General features: G+C 66.3%; 15 protein-coding genes. 9 read left to right on the top strand and 6 right to left on the bottom strand.

All coding sequences use genetic code 11. The annotated features are described in order from the left end of the window. Positions 1 to 59 precede the first annotated feature (59 nt). Both O0880_RS07180 and O0880_RS07175 read right to left on the bottom strand, forming a co-directional pair. Positions 60 to 404, bottom strand: a complete 345-nt coding sequence (locus tag O0880_RS07180) for a hypothetical protein (RefSeq protein WP_289885789.1) — start codon at positions 402 to 404, stop codon at positions 60 to 62. 90 nt (positions 405 to 494) lie between these two features. Then, on the bottom strand, positions 495 to 1,571 hold the full coding sequence (locus tag O0880_RS07175; protein ID WP_071322816.1) for a nitronate monooxygenase: 1,077 nt from the start codon (positions 1,569 to 1,571) through the stop codon (positions 495 to 497). A 97-nt stretch (positions 1,572 to 1,668) separates the two neighbouring features. Between O0880_RS07175 and O0880_RS07170 the strand changes: the two genes are divergently transcribed. Together O0880_RS07170 and O0880_RS07165 are read left to right on the top strand one after the other, a co-directional pair. Further along, on the top strand, positions 1,669 to 2,544 hold the full coding sequence (locus tag O0880_RS07170; protein ID WP_289885788.1) for a LysR family transcriptional regulator: 876 nt from the start codon (positions 1,669 to 1,671) through the stop codon (positions 2,542 to 2,544). Continuing rightward, on the top strand, positions 2,541 to 3,674 hold the full coding sequence (locus O0880_RS07165) for a YbfB/YjiJ family MFS transporter (protein WP_289885787.1): 1,134 nt from the start codon (positions 2,541 to 2,543) through the stop codon (positions 3,672 to 3,674). The genes O0880_RS07170 and O0880_RS07165 overlap by 4 nt, the downstream gene beginning before the upstream one ends. Positions 3,675 to 3,690: 16 nt before the next feature. Here the strand turns inward: O0880_RS07165 and O0880_RS07160 are convergent, their stop codons facing one another. After that, positions 3,691 to 4,191, bottom strand: coding sequence for an Lrp/AsnC family transcriptional regulator (locus O0880_RS07160; protein ID WP_071326317.1), 501 nt, complete (start codon positions 4,189 to 4,191; stop codon positions 3,691 to 3,693). 73 nt (positions 4,192 to 4,264) lie between these two features. On the opposite strand from O0880_RS07160, the gene O0880_RS07155 reads away from it, so the two are divergent. After that, positions 4,265 to 5,152, top strand: a complete 888-nt coding sequence (locus O0880_RS07155) for an EamA family transporter (RefSeq protein WP_071322813.1) — start codon at positions 4,265 to 4,267, stop codon at positions 5,150 to 5,152. Positions 5,153 to 5,155: 3 nt separating this feature from the next. Here the strand turns inward: O0880_RS07155 and O0880_RS07150 are convergent, their stop codons facing one another. After that, positions 5,156 to 6,379, bottom strand: coding sequence for an MFS transporter (locus tag O0880_RS07150; protein ID WP_289885785.1), 1,224 nt, complete (start codon positions 6,377 to 6,379; stop codon positions 5,156 to 5,158). Positions 6,380 to 6,478: 99 nt separating this feature from the next. On the opposite strand from O0880_RS07150, the gene O0880_RS07145 reads away from it, so the two are divergent. Continuing rightward, positions 6,479 to 7,387, top strand: coding sequence for a LysR family transcriptional regulator (locus tag O0880_RS07145; RefSeq protein WP_289885783.1), 909 nt, complete (start codon positions 6,479 to 6,481; stop codon positions 7,385 to 7,387). Positions 7,388 to 7,451: 64 nt separating this feature from the next. After that, the gene (locus tag O0880_RS07140; RefSeq protein ID WP_289885782.1) at positions 7,452 to 7,985 is read left to right on the top strand and encodes a DUF4256 domain-containing protein; all 534 of its coding nucleotides are present in this window, start codon (positions 7,452 to 7,454) and stop codon (positions 7,983 to 7,985) included. 33 nt (positions 7,986 to 8,018) lie between these two features. Here the strand turns inward: O0880_RS07140 and O0880_RS07135 are convergent, their stop codons facing one another. After that, positions 8,019 to 10,175, bottom strand: a complete 2,157-nt coding sequence (locus O0880_RS07135) for a bifunctional diguanylate cyclase/phosphodiesterase (protein WP_071322810.1) — start codon at positions 10,173 to 10,175, stop codon at positions 8,019 to 8,021. Between the two features lie 199 nt (positions 10,176 to 10,374). Next, on the bottom strand, positions 10,375 to 11,298 hold the full coding sequence (locus O0880_RS07130; RefSeq protein WP_071322809.1) for a LysR family transcriptional regulator: 924 nt from the start codon (positions 11,296 to 11,298) through the stop codon (positions 10,375 to 10,377). 166 nt (positions 11,299 to 11,464) lie between these two features. On the opposite strand from O0880_RS07130, the gene O0880_RS07125 reads away from it, so the two are divergent. From O0880_RS07125 to ribA, 4 genes are all read left to right on the top strand, one after another. Next, positions 11,465 to 12,166, top strand: coding sequence for a pirin family protein (locus O0880_RS07125; RefSeq protein ID WP_289885780.1), 702 nt, complete (start codon positions 11,465 to 11,467; stop codon positions 12,164 to 12,166). A gap of 106 nt (positions 12,167 to 12,272) precedes the next feature. Then, positions 12,273 to 12,659, top strand: a complete 387-nt coding sequence (locus O0880_RS07120) for a DoxX family protein (protein WP_289885778.1) — start codon at positions 12,273 to 12,275, stop codon at positions 12,657 to 12,659. A 156-nt stretch (positions 12,660 to 12,815) separates the two neighbouring features. Beyond that, positions 12,816 to 15,053, top strand: a complete 2,238-nt coding sequence (locus O0880_RS07115) for a PhoX family phosphatase (protein WP_289885777.1) — start codon at positions 12,816 to 12,818, stop codon at positions 15,051 to 15,053. Positions 15,054 to 15,311: 258 nt separating this feature from the next. Beyond that, positions 15,312 to 15,965 carry a GTP cyclohydrolase II gene (gene ribA / locus O0880_RS07110; RefSeq protein ID WP_071322805.1) on the top strand — a complete coding sequence of 218 codons (654 nt, stop codon included), beginning with the start codon at positions 15,312 to 15,314 and terminating at the stop codon, positions 15,963 to 15,965. The last annotated feature ends 17 nt before the right edge of the window (positions 15,966 to 15,982 follow it).

Below are 15,982 nucleotides of genomic sequence, written 5' to 3'. Positions count from 1 at the left end.
GCTTGCGGAAAGCCGACGCTGCCCCGGCCGCTCGGGCCTGCAACGCATCAGGCCTCATGTTACGCCGGAATGACGGCGGCAACCAGCACCCCGCATGTGCTTGCCTGTCCCTGCGCGTCCAGGCCCAGCGTCGCCACCGGCAGCCCCGCCGCGATCCTGGCGACCTGCCGCACGATGTCCGGCAACGCGGCCTTGATGCGCGACAACTCAGCGGGAGGCATGTCCGCCATGCCCGCACCGTGCAGCACATCGAGCAGCGCCGGGTCGAGGCGGTAGGCGATGGCGGCGGCGCGCCGGCGTGCGCCGTCAGGCGCGTCCGCGCTGTCCTCGATGGCCCGCAGGAAGCGCCGCATAGTCGGCGCCAGCGTACCGCCGTGCGCGCGATAGCGCTGCAGTTCTGTCATCAACTGCTCGGCCAGCACCGCCGGCCGTGGCCGCGCCTCATGGTCGCTCCTGGCCGCTCCATTTCCGCAGGAAGCCATGGTCTGGGCGTATCAGCTGGCGCGACCGGGGATACGCATTTCCTCGAGCAGGGTGCGCACCAGTTCGGCCGCCGGCATGGCGCGGACCAGTGGCGCGCCCTGCCCCGCCCAATGGGCCGCATAACCATGGTTGCCGGCCTGGGCGGCGGCCGCGTGCAGTTGCTTGGCCGCATCGTAGGCCACCGGATAGGCGGCGGGAAGCGGTGCGCCTGCGGCGTCGCCGTGCGCCATCAGGTCGTTCACGATGCCGCGCGCGGGGCGGCCGGACAGGGCTGCCGTCAGGCGCGTGTGCGTTGCCCGTTCGCTTTGCAGATTGGCGCGGTAGGCGGCATTCGCGGCCGTTTCCGGGCACAGGATAAAGGCCGTGCCCAGCTGCGCGCCGGCTGCCCCCAGGTCGAGGGCGGCGCGGATGCCGGCCCCGTCCATGATGCCGCCGGCGGCAATCACGGGCAGCGTGCAGCGCTTGACGAGCAGGCGCACGAGCACCGCCATGCTGAGGCGCTCGTCGCTCGCCTCGGGATCGAACATGCCGCGGTGCCCGCCCGCCTCCACGCCCTGGGCGACGATGGCGTCGATGCCCGCCTGTTCGATCAGCACGGCTTCCTGCACATTGGTCGCCGTCGCCATCGTGCGTATGCCCGCCTGGCGCAACGCGGCCAGCTGCCCTGCCGGCGGCAAGCCAAAATGAAAACTGACGACGGCGGGACGCAGTTCCAGCAGCAGCCGGAATGCCTCGTCGTCGCCATTGAAGGATGGGTAGACTTCATCGAGGACCGCCGGCACGGCGATGCCCGCCTGCGCGAACAGGGGCGCCAGATGGGCCAGCCAAGCCGCTTCGCGGGCGGCATCGCGGCGCGCCGGCGCATGGCAGAACACGTTCACATTGAAGGGCTTGCCGGTCAGGGCCTGCGTCTCGGCGATCATCTGGCGCGCCTGCGCCGGCGTGCTGGCGCCGATGCCCAGCGAACCGAGCGCACCGGCGTCCGAGACGGCGGCGGCCAGCTGCGGGGTGGACACGCCAGCCATCGGCGCCTGCACGATGGGATGCTGCACGGACAACTGTTCAAAGAAATTCAGGGATGAAGACATGGCCGTTTCCTTCCAATGACGATCAGCGTTATTCTCAGCGAAGTTTATTCTTAAATTAAGAATCAATATATAATATCATTCCCAATGGAGAAATGATATGGATTCCGAATCGCTGAAGATCTTCTGCGCCGTCGCCGCTGAACTGAGCATCACCAACGCCGCCACGCGGCTGGGCCGGGTGCCGTCGAATGTCACCACGCGCATCCAGCAGCTGGAAGCGGAGATGGGCGCCGAACTGTTCGTGCGCGCGGGCAAGCGCATCGCCCTGTCCGCCGCCGGCGAGCGCTTTCTCGACTATGCCAGGCGCATGCTGGCGCTGGAGGAGGAAGCGCGCCACGTCGTGACGGGCGGGCGCGACGGCGGCGCGTTGCGCATAGGCAGCATGGAGAGCACGGCCGCCAGCCGCCTGCCGGCCGTGCTGGCCGCCTACCATCGGCAGCATCCGGCCACCCGCCTCGAATTGCAGACGGGGCCGTCGCGCCAGTTGATCGAGCAAGTCCGCATGGGCAAGCTCGACTGCGCCTTCGCCGCGCTGCCGCCCAACAATGATGAGTTCGACACCATGGCGGAACTGGGCTTGCAAGCCAGGCCCGTCTGGACCGAAGAGCTGTTGCTGCTATTGCCGGCCGGCCAGCCTGCCGTGCACGCGGCCCGCGACGTCCAGCCGCGTTCGCTGGCCGCCTTCCCGCAAGGCTGCGCCTATCGCCAGCTGGCCGAGCACTGGCTGGGCATGGCCGGCAGCGGCGGCTGGCGGATTCAGGAGATGAGCTCGTATCACGCGATGATCGCCTGCGTGGCTGCCGGCGCCTGCGTCACGGTGCTGCCGGCCAGCGTACTGCAGCTGAGTCCAGCGGCCGGGGCGCTGCGCACCATCGCGCTGGGGCAGGCGGACACCTGCCTGGTGTGGCGCGACGGCTTCGACGTGCCCGCATTCCAGCACTTCACGGCCCAGCTGTGGGACCTGGCCGCATGAACGCCGCGTCGCCGCTGCGCTCGGCCGTCGATGCGGCGCTGGTCATGCTGATCGGCATGGGCTTCGGCCGCTTCGCCTTCACGGCCCTCTATCCGCAGATGGTCGATGAAGGCCTGATCAGCCTGGCCGAAGGGAGCTGGGCGGCATCCGTCAACTACGCCGGCTATCTGCTGGGCGCCCTGCTCGGCATGCGCGCCCGGGCGGCCAGCGCGCACCGCTTGTGCCTGTGGGCCATGCTGGGCACGGCGTTCTGCCTGGCCATCCTCGGCGTCCTGCAATCGGCGCCCGTGCTGATACTGGTGCGCGGCGTCGCCGGCGTCTTCAGCGCGCTGGCCATGATCGCGGCGTCGCTGTGGCTGCTGGAACAGCGGCGCCAGGCGCGCAGCGCGCCGCTGCTGTATGCGGGCGTCGGCGTCGGCATCGCCGTCTCGGCCGAACTGCTGGCGCTGGGCGCGTGGGCGGGCTTGCGCAGCGGCGGACTGTGGTTGCTGCTCGGCGGCGTCAGCCTGCTGGCGGGCCTGCTGGCCGCGCGCGGCCTGACGGCGAGCGGCCCGGAAACCGTATCGGACAGCCAGCCTGTCGATACCGCGCCGCTGGCGGCTGTCAGGCCGGCGCCGCTGGTCATGCTGTACGGCCTGGCCGGCTTCGGCTACATCATCACGGCCACGTATCTGCCGACCCTCGTCAAGGGCGCCTTGCCGGACCTGGACCCGGCCCATGTCTGGGCCGTGTTCGGCGCGGGGGCGGCGCCGTCCTGCTTCCTGTGGTATCGCCTGCATCACCGCATCGGCACGCGCCGGGCGCTGTTCTGGAATTTGCTGCTGCAGGCCATCGGCGTCATCGTTCCCGTATTCCTTGCCAATGCGGCCGGCTACCTGCTCAGCGCTGCGCTCGTGGGCGCCACGTTCACGGGCACGGTGACGATCGCCATGCCGGCCGCGCAGCGCATCGCGCGCCTGACGAACGCCAACCTGGCGGCCAGGATGACGCTGGCCTATGGCGCAGGGCAAATTGCGGGCCCGCTCGTCGCCGGCGCCTTGTACCGCCATAGCCACAGCTTTTCCCTCTCGCTCGTCGCGGCCGCCACGGCGCTGGCGGCGGCTGGCGTCATGAGCCTGCTCGCACTGTAAGGCGAGCGCCGGGCCATCAGCCGCCCAGCGGCACGTGCAGGCCCACCTTCAGGCAAGTCAAGGCCACCGACGTGCGATAGCGGCGGATATTGTCGTCGCCGCCGAACAGGCGCTCCGTCAGCGCTTCGTATTCGGCCATGCTGGCAGCCGTGATCACCAGCAGATAGTCGGCCTCGCCCGTGATGCCGTAGCACTGCTGGATGGCCGGCTCGGCCATGATGCGGGCGCGCATGCCGGCCGTGCGCAGCGGATGCTCGTCGTGCAAGTGCACCTCCACCGTCAGGGTCAGGGGGCGGCCCAGCCGGCTGGCGTCGAGCACGGCCACTTCCGCACGGATCACGCCGCTCTCGCGCAAGCGCCGGATGCGCCGCTGCACGGCCGGCGCCGACAGGTGCACGGCCTGGGCGATCTCGCGCTGCGACGTCGTGTTGTCACGTTGCAATATCTCGAGGATGGCCAGGTCGAAGCTGTCGAGGGCGGGGGCTGCGGCAGTGTTGGCGAGCGAAAGTTGCGTCATGATGGTCAAAATGGAGTGCAAATATCAGAACAGACACAATAAACTTTCATCATTCCGATATCAAGCCCCCACCATGCCATCACACCGCTATTCCTCGTTTATTCCCCTGCTGGCCATCCTCGGCTCCGTCACCTGCCTGGGCCTGGGCACTTCGTGGGCCAAGCACAGCCTGTTCCCGCTCGTCGGCGCGCAAGGCACGACGGCCGTGCGCGTGGGCTTTTCCGCGCTGTTGCTGCTGCTGTTCTGGCGCCCGTGGCGCTGGCAGCTGAGCCGCGCCGACCTGCGCACGGTGGCCCTGTACGGCGCGGCGCTGGGCTTGACCAACCTGTGCTTCTATATGGCGCTGCGCACGATTCCGTTCGGCATCGCCGTGGCCATCGAGTTTTCCGGCCCGCTGGCCGTCGCGCTGCTGGCCTCGCGCCGGCCGCTCGATTTCGTCTGGGTGGCGCTGGCCGTGGCCGGACTGGCGCTGCTGCTGCCGCTGGGACACGACGTCAGCAACCTCGACCCGACCGGCGTGCTGTTCGCGCTGGCCGCCGCCGTCTGCTGGGCCACGTATATCGTCTTCGGCAAGCGCGCCAGCCATTTGCATGCGGGACATTCCGTCTCGCTGGGCCTGGCAATGGCCGCGCTGGTGGTGGTGCCCGTGGGCGTGGCGCACAGCGGCGCCGCCCTGCTCTCGCCGGCCGTGCTGGCCGTGGGCCTGGGCGTTGCCCTCATTTCCAGCGCCGTTCCCATCTCGCTGGAAATGGTGGCCCTGAAGCGCCTGACGCCGCAGGCCTTCGGCATCATGAGCAGCATGGAACCGGCCGTGGCCGCCATGCTCGCGTTCATCCTGCTCGACGAGCGCCTCGGCGCCGGGCAATGGCTGGCCATCGCCATGATCATGGCCGCGTCGATGGGCAGTTCCTATATGGCGCAGCGCCTGAAACGGGCGCCGGCCGCCGCCGTGCATACCTGACGCTTAATGCACCGCCGCGCCCGCCACGTGGGATGCCAGGTTTTTGCGCGCCAGCCAGGCCAGCGGCAGCAGGGCCAGCAGCGCGGCGGCCACGCCGGCCCATGGCGACGACGCCATCAGCTGGCGCGAGACCATCAGCGCGCCGAGCATCGAGCCGAATGAAATGCCGAGGTTGAACGCCGAAATGTTCAGGCCCGAAGCGAAATCGACGGCCTTCGGCGTGTAGCGCTCGGCCGTGGCCAGCATGCCGGCCTGCAAGGCGGGCGACAGGCCAAACGAGAAAATACCCCAGACAAACAGCATGACCGTCATCATCCATGGCGAGCTGATGCTCAGGGCCACGCCCACTTGCGTAGCGGCCAGCAACAGCAGCATCCATCGCAGCGCTTTTTGCCAGCCCAGGTGGCTGGTCAGGTAGCCGCCCGCCAGGTTGCCGGCAAAGGTGGCGGCACCGAACACGATCAGCAAGGCGCTGGCCATGGTGGCGGAAAAGCCCGTCACATCCGTCAGGATGGGCGTGATGAAGGTAAACGCGGCAAAGCTGCTGCCGAAGCCGAACGTGGTGACGGCCATCATGGTCAGGATCGGGCCGCTGCCCAATGCCGCCAGCTGCGTCATGGCCTTGCCGCCCTTGCCCTGTTGCAAGCCGGCCGGCAGCCAGCGCGCCATGGCCGCCAAGCCCAAGGCGGCCAGGACAACGACGGCGAAGAACGGCAGGCGCCAGCCCATCAGGTTGCCGAGGAAGCTGCCGAAGGGCACGCCGATCACCATGGCCAGCGTCAAGCCGGCGAACATCACGGAAATCGCCCTGCCCGCCTGCGCCTTGCTGACCAGGCTGGCCGCCACGGTGGCGCCGATGGCAAAGAAGGTGCCGTGCGCCACGGCCGTGATGACCCGGCCGAACAATAACAGTTCAAACGTGTGCGAAAACGCGGCCAGCAAGTTACCGGCAAGGAAAACGCTCATCAGCCCCAGCAGGGCTGCCTTGCGCGGCAGGCGCGACATCAGCAGCACCAGCAGCGGCGTGCCGATGGCCAGCGCCAGCGCATACAGGCTGACCAGCGAGCCGGCCGATTCGATGGAAATACGCAAATCCTTGGCGATGGCGGGCAGGATGCCGACGACGATGAATTCGGTGACGCCGATGGCAAAGGCGCCGACGGCCAGCGCCAGCACGCCGGGCGGCATCTTGCTGGCGGGAGGGGAAACAGGGCTTGCGGTGTGCATGGAATTCTCCGGCATATGGTTCAAGCCGGCCAGTGTATCGGGCTTCCAGCTTTTGATATAGACTCTCATAATGGAAACACCTATGAAATGGATTCAATAATGGCCAGGCAAGACATCAACCGCGCATTCGAAATGGCCGTGTTTGTTGCCGTGGTGGAAACGGGCGCCTTTTCCGCCGCCGCGCGCCGCCTGGCCCTGACGCCATCGGCCGTCAGCAAGCTCGTCAACCGCCTGGAAGCGCGGCTCGGTGCGCGATTGCTCCAGCGCAGCACGCGCCAGCTGCACACGACGCCCGAGGGCGACGCCTTCTTCGTGCAGTGCAAGCGCATCCTCGACGATATCGACGGCGCCGAGCGCGAGGCGGCGCAGGGCGCGGCGCCGCGCGGGCGCTTGCGCGTCAACTGCTTCGTGCCGTTTGGCGTGCGTCATCTGCTGCCCATCCTGCCCGAGTTCGCGCAACGCTATCCCGATATCACACTCGACGTCGTCGTCAGCGATGCCGTCGTCGATTTGCTGGAAGACCGCACCGACATCGCCATCCGCACGGGCAAGCTGAAGGAATCGAACCTGGTGGCGCGCAAACTCGGCGAAGATGCGATGGTCGTGGTGGCGTCGCCGGCCTACGTGGCGCGCCACGGCCTGCCGCGCACGCCGCAGGACCTGCCATCGCATAATCTGCTGGCGTTCAACTTCCGCTGCCAGAACGAAACCTGGCCCTTCCTCGATGGCGCTGGCGGAACGGTGCACGTGGCGCCGCAAGGCAATGCCTGCGTCAGCGATGGCGAAAGCATGCGCCAGCTGGTGCTGGCGGGCATGGGACTGGGACGCTTTTCGTGCCAGCACGTGCAGCGCGACATTGCGCAAGGTCAATTAGTGGAAGTGCTGGAAGACTACAATCCGGGCGACAGGGAACTGGTGCACGCCGTCTTCGTGGGGCCGGGCCTGCAAGTGCCGGCCCGCGTGCGCGTGATGCTCGATTACCTGCTGGAAAAGGTCAAGCTGGGATGAGCGCCGCCTGCCGGCATCGCGCCGTATAATCGCCCGTATCGTGAATCCTCCCGGGAGCCGTCTCATGCATGATGACTTGATCCGCACCTTGCAAACCCGCTTCAGCCAGCACATGGAACGCCATGCCGGCCTCGCATGGGATGCCGTGCTGGCCCGCCTGAACGCCGCTCCCGCCAGTCTCACGGCGCTACAACACATGGAAGACACGGGTGGCGAACCCGACGTCATCGGGCATGCCGGCGAGACGGGCGCCGTCACGTTTTGCGATTGTTCAGCAGAAAGTCCCGCCGGGCGCCGCAGCCTGTGCTTCGACGATGCGGCATTGGCCGCGCGCAAGGCCAACAAGCCGGCCGGCAGCGCGGCCGCCATGGCCGACGCGATGGGCATCGCACTGCTGACGGAAGCCCATTACCGGCAACTGCAAGAACTCGGCGCATTCGACCAGAAAACCTCGAGCTGGATCGCGACGCCGGCCAGCGTCAGGAAGCTGGGCGGCGCCCTGTTCTGCGACCGCCGCTACGGCCAGGTCTTCGTCTATCACAATGGCGCCGAATCGTATTACGCGGCCCGCGGGTTTCGCGGCCTGCTGCGCGTCTAGCCGCGGAAATCCTGGCGGCGGCAGGGAGCGCCGCTAGGCCACCGCTTCCAGCCGCAGCTGCCTGCCCTCGCCCAGCATCAGCTCGAATTCGGCCGCCGGCACCGCCGGGCTGAACAGATAGCCTTGCAGCTGGTCGCAGCCAAGTTCGCGCAAGAAGCGCATCTGTTCGGCCGTTTCCACGCCTTCCGCGACGATTTCCTGGCGCAGCTGCTGCGCCATGGTGACGATGGCGCGCGCGATGGCGCAGTCGTTTTCCTCGAAGGGCAAGCCGATGACGAACGAGCGGTCGATTTTCAGGGTGCTGATCGGGAATTTTTTCAGATACGCGAGGCTGGAATAGCCGGTGCCGAAGTCGTCGAGCGCCAGCGCCAGGCCCATGGCCACCAGCTGGTTCATGATGTCGATGACCTTGTCGGCGCCGCGCATCAGCAGGCTTTCCGTGATTTCCAGCATGATCTGGTCGGGCCGCACCTGGTAGCGCTCGAGCACGGCCGCTATGCGCGCCGGCAACTGCTCGTCGAACTGGCGCGCCGACAGGTTGACGGCGATGGCCGGCATGTGCAGGCCACGGTCTTCCCAGCTGCGGATCTGGCGACAGGCCTCGTCCAGCACCCAGGTGCCCAGTTCCAGGATCAAGCTGGTTTCCTCGGCGACGGGAATGAAGAGGCCGGGCGAGACCATGCCGCGCATCGGATGCTTCCAGCGCAGCAAGGCTTCCGCGCCCACGATGCGCCCGCTGGCCAGGCTCACCTTCGGCTGGTAATGCAGTTCCAGCTCCTTGTCGCCCAGCGCCAGCCGCATTTCGCTTTCCAGGCGCAGATGTTCCTTGGCGCGCCGGTTCATGTCTTCGCGGTAAAACAGGAAGGTCGATTCGATCGTCTGCCCCGCCTTGGCCACGGCCACGTCGGCAAAGCGGAACAGGGCCGGCGCTTCCAGGCCGTCTTCCGGATACACGGTGATGCCGATGCTTGCGCCCACGTGCAAGGCGTGCGTTTCGATGGTGATGGGCGCTTCGAGCAGGTTCAGCAGTTTTTGCGCGACATTTGCCGCATGCTCGCGCTTTTCGATATGCAGCAGGGCCACGACGAACTTGTTGTTGTCGACGCGCGCCAGGATGTCCGCGTCGCGCAGGGCGCCACGGAACAGCTGGCCGATGGCGATCACCAGCTGGTCGCCCACTTCATGGCCGAGCGTGTCGCTGATGGAGCCGAGGCGGCTGATGTCGATGACCATCAGCGCGCCATGCGTGCCCTGGCGCTTCGCTTCGGCCAGGCCCTGGTCGACCAGCTGGTTCAGCAGGCAGCGGTTGGGCAAGCCCGTCAGGCTGTCGTAGTTGGCCATGCGCTGCATGCGCGCCTCGGCATCCTTGTGCACGGAGATATCGGAAAACAGGGAAAACACGTGGCTGATTTCGCCGAACTCGTCGCGCACGACGCTGATGGTGACGTCTTGCGGAAACAGCTCGCCATTCTTGCGCTTGCCGATGATCTCGCCGCGCCACGAGCCGTGGCCGCGCATGGCGGCGCGCACCTTGGCGCGGAAATCGGGGTCGTGCACGCCCGAGCGCAGCAAGTCCGGCGTGCGGCCGATGGCTTCGGCCGGCGAATAGCCGGTGATGCGGGAAAACGAGCTGTTGATCGAGACGATGCGCTCTTCCGCATCCGTGATCAGGACGCCCTGCTCGCTGTCTTCGATGATGCGCGCGTGCAACTTCACCTTGTCGACGTCGGACAGCGGCTCGCTCATGGCCGACAGGCGCACGGCCATGCCGCAGGCCTTGCCCACCTGGTCGTGGATCACGTGGCGGTGCATGCGCAGCCACGTCACCATGCCCGACTTCTTGCGCCGCCGCACATCGGTGGCCACGTCGCCCTGCGTGAAATGCAGCTCCAGCACGCTCGCTTCCGCATCGTCTTCCGGGTACAGGAACAGGATGTGCTGGCCCAGCGCTTCCAGCTCGGAATAGCCGAACATCTGTTCGGCGCCATGGTTCCAGCCGATCAGGAAACCGTCGGGGTCGATTTCCAGCAAGGCATCGGCCGGCGCCACGCGCACCACGGGGCGGCTGGCGCCGCGCAAGCGCTCCAGTTCATCCTGCAGGCGCGCCAGGGTGGCGGCCTGCTGCGGGCCGGCCTGCTCGCGGGCATCCTGGGCCAGGCGCAGGCACAGCGCGACTTTCGCCTCAAGCACGGCAACCCCGCGCGTGAACCAGGTCGGGGGAACATATCAGGGGCGCTGCGGTCTGTGTAATCATCAAAATCCCACTATGGGGCATGGAGGTCGGGCAGGAATACTATCTTTATACTATGAATATGGTAACCTGAAAATGTTGGCTTATGTCAACATTTTGCAAGCATGACAGAATGACACAAGCCCGCCCGCGTGCCGTTCAGGCACGCCCCGGCAAATGCTGCGCCAGGCGGGCGAACACGTCCGGTTCGCGCATGCGCGCCATCCACCAGCGCAGCGCGGCGCCATCCTCGCCGACGCGCCAGGCCAGGTAAAACGTTTCCGACGGTTTCGGCTCTTCCACGGCTTTTTCCACCAGCAGGCCGCGCGCGATGGCGGCCCGCGCGCATGGTCCCGGCAGGAAGCCGAAGCCCAGCCCCAGCACCTGGTAGTCGAACTTGACCTGCATGTTCGGCACGCTCAAGGCATCTTGCCCCAGCAGCAGGCCCACCGTGCGCGGCGCCATCTGGCGCGCCGAATCGGCCACCACGACGGCGCGGTGATGCTGCAGGTCGCCGCGCGACAGCGGTCCGGGCAGCAGCGCCAGCGGGTGCGTGGGCGCCACGGCAAAGACGAAATCGAGCATGCCGATCGGCTGCGCGATATAGCCGCCGCCGGCCGGCCCGTCGCCGGGCGCGCCCACCAGCAAGTCGACGCGGCGGTCCAGCAGCGCTTCCCACGTGCCCGACAGCGTATCTTGCGCCAGGCGCAAGCGCGTCTGCTGCGCCACGCCGTAAAAGGCGCGCACGTCCTCGGCCAGGGCCACGGTGGAAAACATGGAATCGATGCCGATGGCCAGTTCCGTCTCCCAGCCCGAGGCCACGCGGCGCACGCGGTGCTCGAGGTCCTGCGCCGCCTTCAGCAGGTAGCGCCCTTCCTTCAGCAATTCCTGGCCGGCCGCCGTCAGCACGACTTTCGGGCCATTGCGCTGGAACACCTGCACGCCCAGGTCATCCTCCAGCTTGGCCACCGTATAGGAAATGGTGGACGGGACTTTATGCAACTCCTTGCCGGCCGACGAGAACGATCCGCGGCGGTCGATGGCGTCGACGATTTGCAGGGCTTCCAGGCTCAGTCTTAACATTCGATTTTTTCGATCATAAGGTGGTAGATTTTCCGTTTTTCTTTCTCGGCTGACGGGCCTATACTTTCTCCATCGTACAGCGAAGGGCAGCAAAGGTGCCACGGCAGTCGCCGCACAAGCAACCTTCGAAATTATCGCACATTAACTTATAGAAACGGAGTCCACCATGTTACAGATTCGTCATAGCGAAGAACGCGGCGCCGCCAACCACGGCTGGCTCAATTCCCATCACAGCTTTTCCTTCGGCAGCTATCACGATCCGAAACACATGGGGTTTGGTCCGCTGCTGGTGATCAATGAAGACCGGGTCACGCCAGGACAGGGTTTCGGCACGCACGGCCACCGCGACATGGAAATCATTTCGTACGTGCTCGACGGCGCGCTCGAACACAAGGACAGCATGGGCACCGGTTCCGTCCTGCATTACGGCGACGTGCAGCGCATGAGCGCCGGCAGCGGCGTGCGTCACAGCGAGTTCAACCATTCCAACGCGGACGGCCTGCACTTCCTGCAGATCTGGATACAGCCGAACGTGACGGGCATTGCCCCCAGCTATGAAGAGAAGCATTTTTCGCCAGACAGCAAACGGGGCAAGCTGCGCCTGATCGCCTCGGGCGACGGCCGCCAGGGTTCCGTGCTGATCCACCAGGACGCGGCCATCTACGCCAGCATCCTGCAGGAAGGCGAGCAGCTGGCACATGCGCTGGAAGACGGCCGCTGCGCCTATGTGCACCTGATCCGCGGCAGCCTGGTGGTCAATGGCGTGGCCTTGAAGGCGGGCGATGCGCTGAAGCTGACGCAGGAAGCGGCCGTGACAGTGACCCAGGCGGAAGACGCGGAATTCCTGCTGTTCGACTTGCCTAAATGATGGTACCTGGCCAAACCTGCTGCGCATCGCACCCTGCGATGCCCGCTACGGTTGGGCCAGGCGCCGCACATCGACCTCACATCCTGATAAAAACAACTGGACTACCATGAAAAATAACACCGATCTGCTGTACCCCGCCGGCCGCGCCGCCCTTGGCGTGCTGTTCTTTGTCTCGGGCTTGCTGAAAATCGGCGGCTTTGCGGGCGTGGCCGGCTACATGGCCAGCCAGGGCTTGCCGCTGGCAAATATCCTGCTGGTCGGCGTGATCGCGCTGGAAGTGGGTGGCGGCTTGCTGCTGATCACAGGCTGGCAGGCGCGCTGGGCGGCGCTGGCCCTGGCGCTGTTCCTGATCCCGACCACCGTGATCTTCCACGCCTTCTGGAGCGCCGATGCGGCCCACTTCCAGGACCAGCTGACGAACTTCCTGAAGAATCTGTCCATCTTCGGCGGCATGCTCTTGCTGGTGGAACGCGGTTTTCGCCAGGCCAGGTAAGCGCCGGGCTGCCGGATCGAACGGGCCCGTCACGGACGCGGCCCGCCCGGCCTGCAGCCTGTCACCTTGCCGTCATCAAACTGACACGGCGCTGTCACATACACTGACTATCATGCGGTTGCCATTTAATCACGCAACCACAGGACATCGCAGCCCATGAACAAGCCCAACGATCTGGCCATCCGCGCCACCGATCTGAACGACATTGACAGCAACGCGTCCCACGACAACCACTTCAACAGCATCCTGAACGCCCGCCTGAGCCGCCGCAACTGGCTGCGCGGCAGCGCCGTCACGGCCGCTACCGCCGTCATGGGTTCGATGGGCCTGTCCGCTTGCGGCGGCGGCAGCGATGCGGTCGCCGTCACGCCGACGCCGACGCCCGAAAAACTGCTGGCGTTTACCGCCGTGCCGAAAAGCCTGGCCGACGTCGTGTCGGTGCCGGCCGGCTACACGGCCACCGCCCTGTATGCGCTGGGCGACTCGCTGCGCGCGGCCACCCCGGCCTACAAGAACGACGGCACCGACACCGATTTCGACAACCGCGCCGGCGACCACCACGACGGTATGGAATACTACGGCCTCTCCGCCGCCGGCGCGCCGCTGGCGTCCGGCGCCGAACGGGGCTTGCTGGCGATGAACCACGAAGCGACCACGGACGAAAAACTGTCCTCGCACTTCCTGCACGTGAACGGCGGCACCACCTCGCTGCCGCGCCCCGCCGCCGAAGTCGACAAGGAAGTGGCCGTCCACGGCCTGAGCGTGGTCGAAGTGAAGAAGACGGGCAGCACCTGGGCCACCGTCAACGATTCCGCGTTCAACCGCCGCGTCACGCCGCTGACGGACATCGAGATCTCCGGCCCGGCACGCGGCAACGCCCTGATGGTGACCAAGTATTCGCCGACCGGCACCAAGACGCGCGGCACCATCAACAACTGCGGCACGGGCAAATCGCCATGGGGCAGCTACCTCTCCGGCGAAGAAAACTGGGCCGGCTACTTCACGCGCTCGGCCAGCGACAACGCCGCGCGCGGCGACAAGTCCGTCGCTTCGCTGAACCGCTATGGCCGCAGCCAGGGCGGCGCCTCGCGCCACGGCTGGGAAACGGGCGGCAGCGACGACAAGTACGCGCGCTGGAACCTGAGCAAGATTGGCGCCTCGGCCAACGGCAGCGACGACTACCGCAATGAATTGAACGGCATGGGCTACATCGTCGAGATGGACCCGTACGACAAGACCCGCCCCATCCGCAAGCGCACGGCGCTGGGCCGCTACGCGCACGAAAGCGCCGCCTTCAGCGTGCCGGCCGTGGGCCAGCAGCTGGCCGTCTACATGGGCGACGATTCGCGCAACGAATACATCTACAAGTTCGTCACGGCGGCCGTCTGGGCCGCCGCCGATGCCAACCCGGCCGACCGCATCGCCACCGGCGACAAATACCTCGACTCGGGCAAGCTGTACGTGGCCAAGCTGGCCGCCGACGGCACGGGCCAGTGGATCGAGCTGGCCATGTCGAACGCGCTGATCCAGGCTTACGGCGCCTACAAGTTCGCCGACCTGGCCGACGTGCTGGTCAACGCCCGCCTGGCGGCCGACGCCGTGGGCGCGACGAAGATGGACCGCCCGGAATGGTGCTCGGTCAACCCGGCCAATGGCGAGATCTATTACACGCTGACCAACAATTCGAACCGCACCGTCAATCCGAGCGGCTCGTCGCAGCTGGCACCGGACAGCGCCAACCCGCGCGCCTACACGGACATGAAGGGCAGCAGCGCGCAGAACGGCAATCCGAACGGCCATATCATCCGCTTCAAGGAAGGCACGGGCGCGGCCGCGGCCACCAGCTTTACCTGGGATGTCTACCTGTTTGGCGCCGAGAGCGGCGCCGACGCCAGCAAGATCAACCTGTCGAACCTGACGGCCGACCAGGATTTCTCGAGCCCGGACGGCCTGGCATTCAGCCCCTACACCGGCATCTGCTGGATCCAGACCGACGATGGCGCGTACACGGACGTCACCAACTGCATGATGCTGGCGGCCATCCCGGGCAAGGTCGGCGATGGCGCCAAGTCCACGCTGAACTACGCCACGGCGGCCGGCGGCAACCTGGCGGTCGACACCTTCATCGGCAAGAAACCCACGGCCGACACGCTCAAGCGCTTCCTCGTGGGGCCGGTCGGCTCGGAAATCACGGGCATCAGCGAAACGCCCGATGGCAAGACCATGTTCATCAACATCCAGCATCCGGGCGAAACCACGTCGCTGGCGAATATCGGCGACCCGTCGAAGTACACGAGCCAGTGGCCGGCCAACGCGGGCTATGGCGCCGGCAAGCGGCCGCGCTCGGCCACCATCGTGATCACCAAGAACGACGGCGGACGCATCGGCAGCTGATGGTCCGTGCCTAGCGTGTGCCTGTGCCGCCATTGCCGCTTGCGCGCACTGGCGGCGGCAGGCGACGGACGAGGCCCGCCATCCACCTTGTAAAACAATGAAGTGCCCCTAAGTAAGGCCCATCACCAGACATTGCAAGCACCGAATGGCAGCCAGGGAAAACGTTTCCCTGCTTTTTGGTATGATGGCAAGGCGCGCCGGCACCGGAGTGGTGTCGCGCGCCTTTTATTTTTGACAATTACTTATATGAGCACAACCATGCAAAGCGGCGCAGACATCCTGGCGACAGGCGAATTGGATTACACGACTTCCTGCGCACTGCCGACGCCGTGGGCCCAGTTCACCCTGCACGCCTTTGTCGAGCACGCCACGGGCAAGGAACACCTGGCCATGGTGCTGGGCGATATCGGCAATGGCGACCCCGTGCTGGCGCGCGTGCATTCCGAGTGCCTGACGGGCGACGTGCTGTTTTCGCAGCGCTGCGACTGCGGCGCCCAGCTCGAAGGCGCGCTGAAACGCATCGCCGAGGAAGGCCGCGGCATCCTGCTGTACCTGCGCCAGGAAGGACGCGGCATCGGCCTGATCAACAAGATCCGCGCCTACCGCCTGCAGGAAGCGGGCGCCGACACGGTGCAGGCGAATGAACAGCTGGGCTTCAAGGCCGATGCGCGCAACTACACCCTGTGCAAGCCCATGTTTGCGCAATTCGGCATCCACAGCCTGCGCCTGATGACCAACAACCCGCGCAAGATCGCGGCCATGGAAGCACTGGGCATCACGGTGGCCGAACGGGTACCGCTGCTGGTCAACCGCAATGCGTTCAACCAGCACTACCTGAATACCAAGCAAAGCAAGCTCGGTCACATGATGACGCCGGAAACGGCGCCGGCGCTGGAAGACGGCGCCCTGTAATCGCCCGGGCCGGCGCA

Origin of the sequence: Janthinobacterium sp. SUN118 (genome assembly GCF_030397695.1) — a bacterium.
Taxonomy (GTDB): domain Bacteria; phylum Pseudomonadota; class Gammaproteobacteria; order Burkholderiales; family Burkholderiaceae_D; genus Janthinobacterium.
The sequence above is the reverse complement of the archived record's forward strand: the minus strand, read 5'-3'. Positions and strand labels throughout refer to the sequence as shown.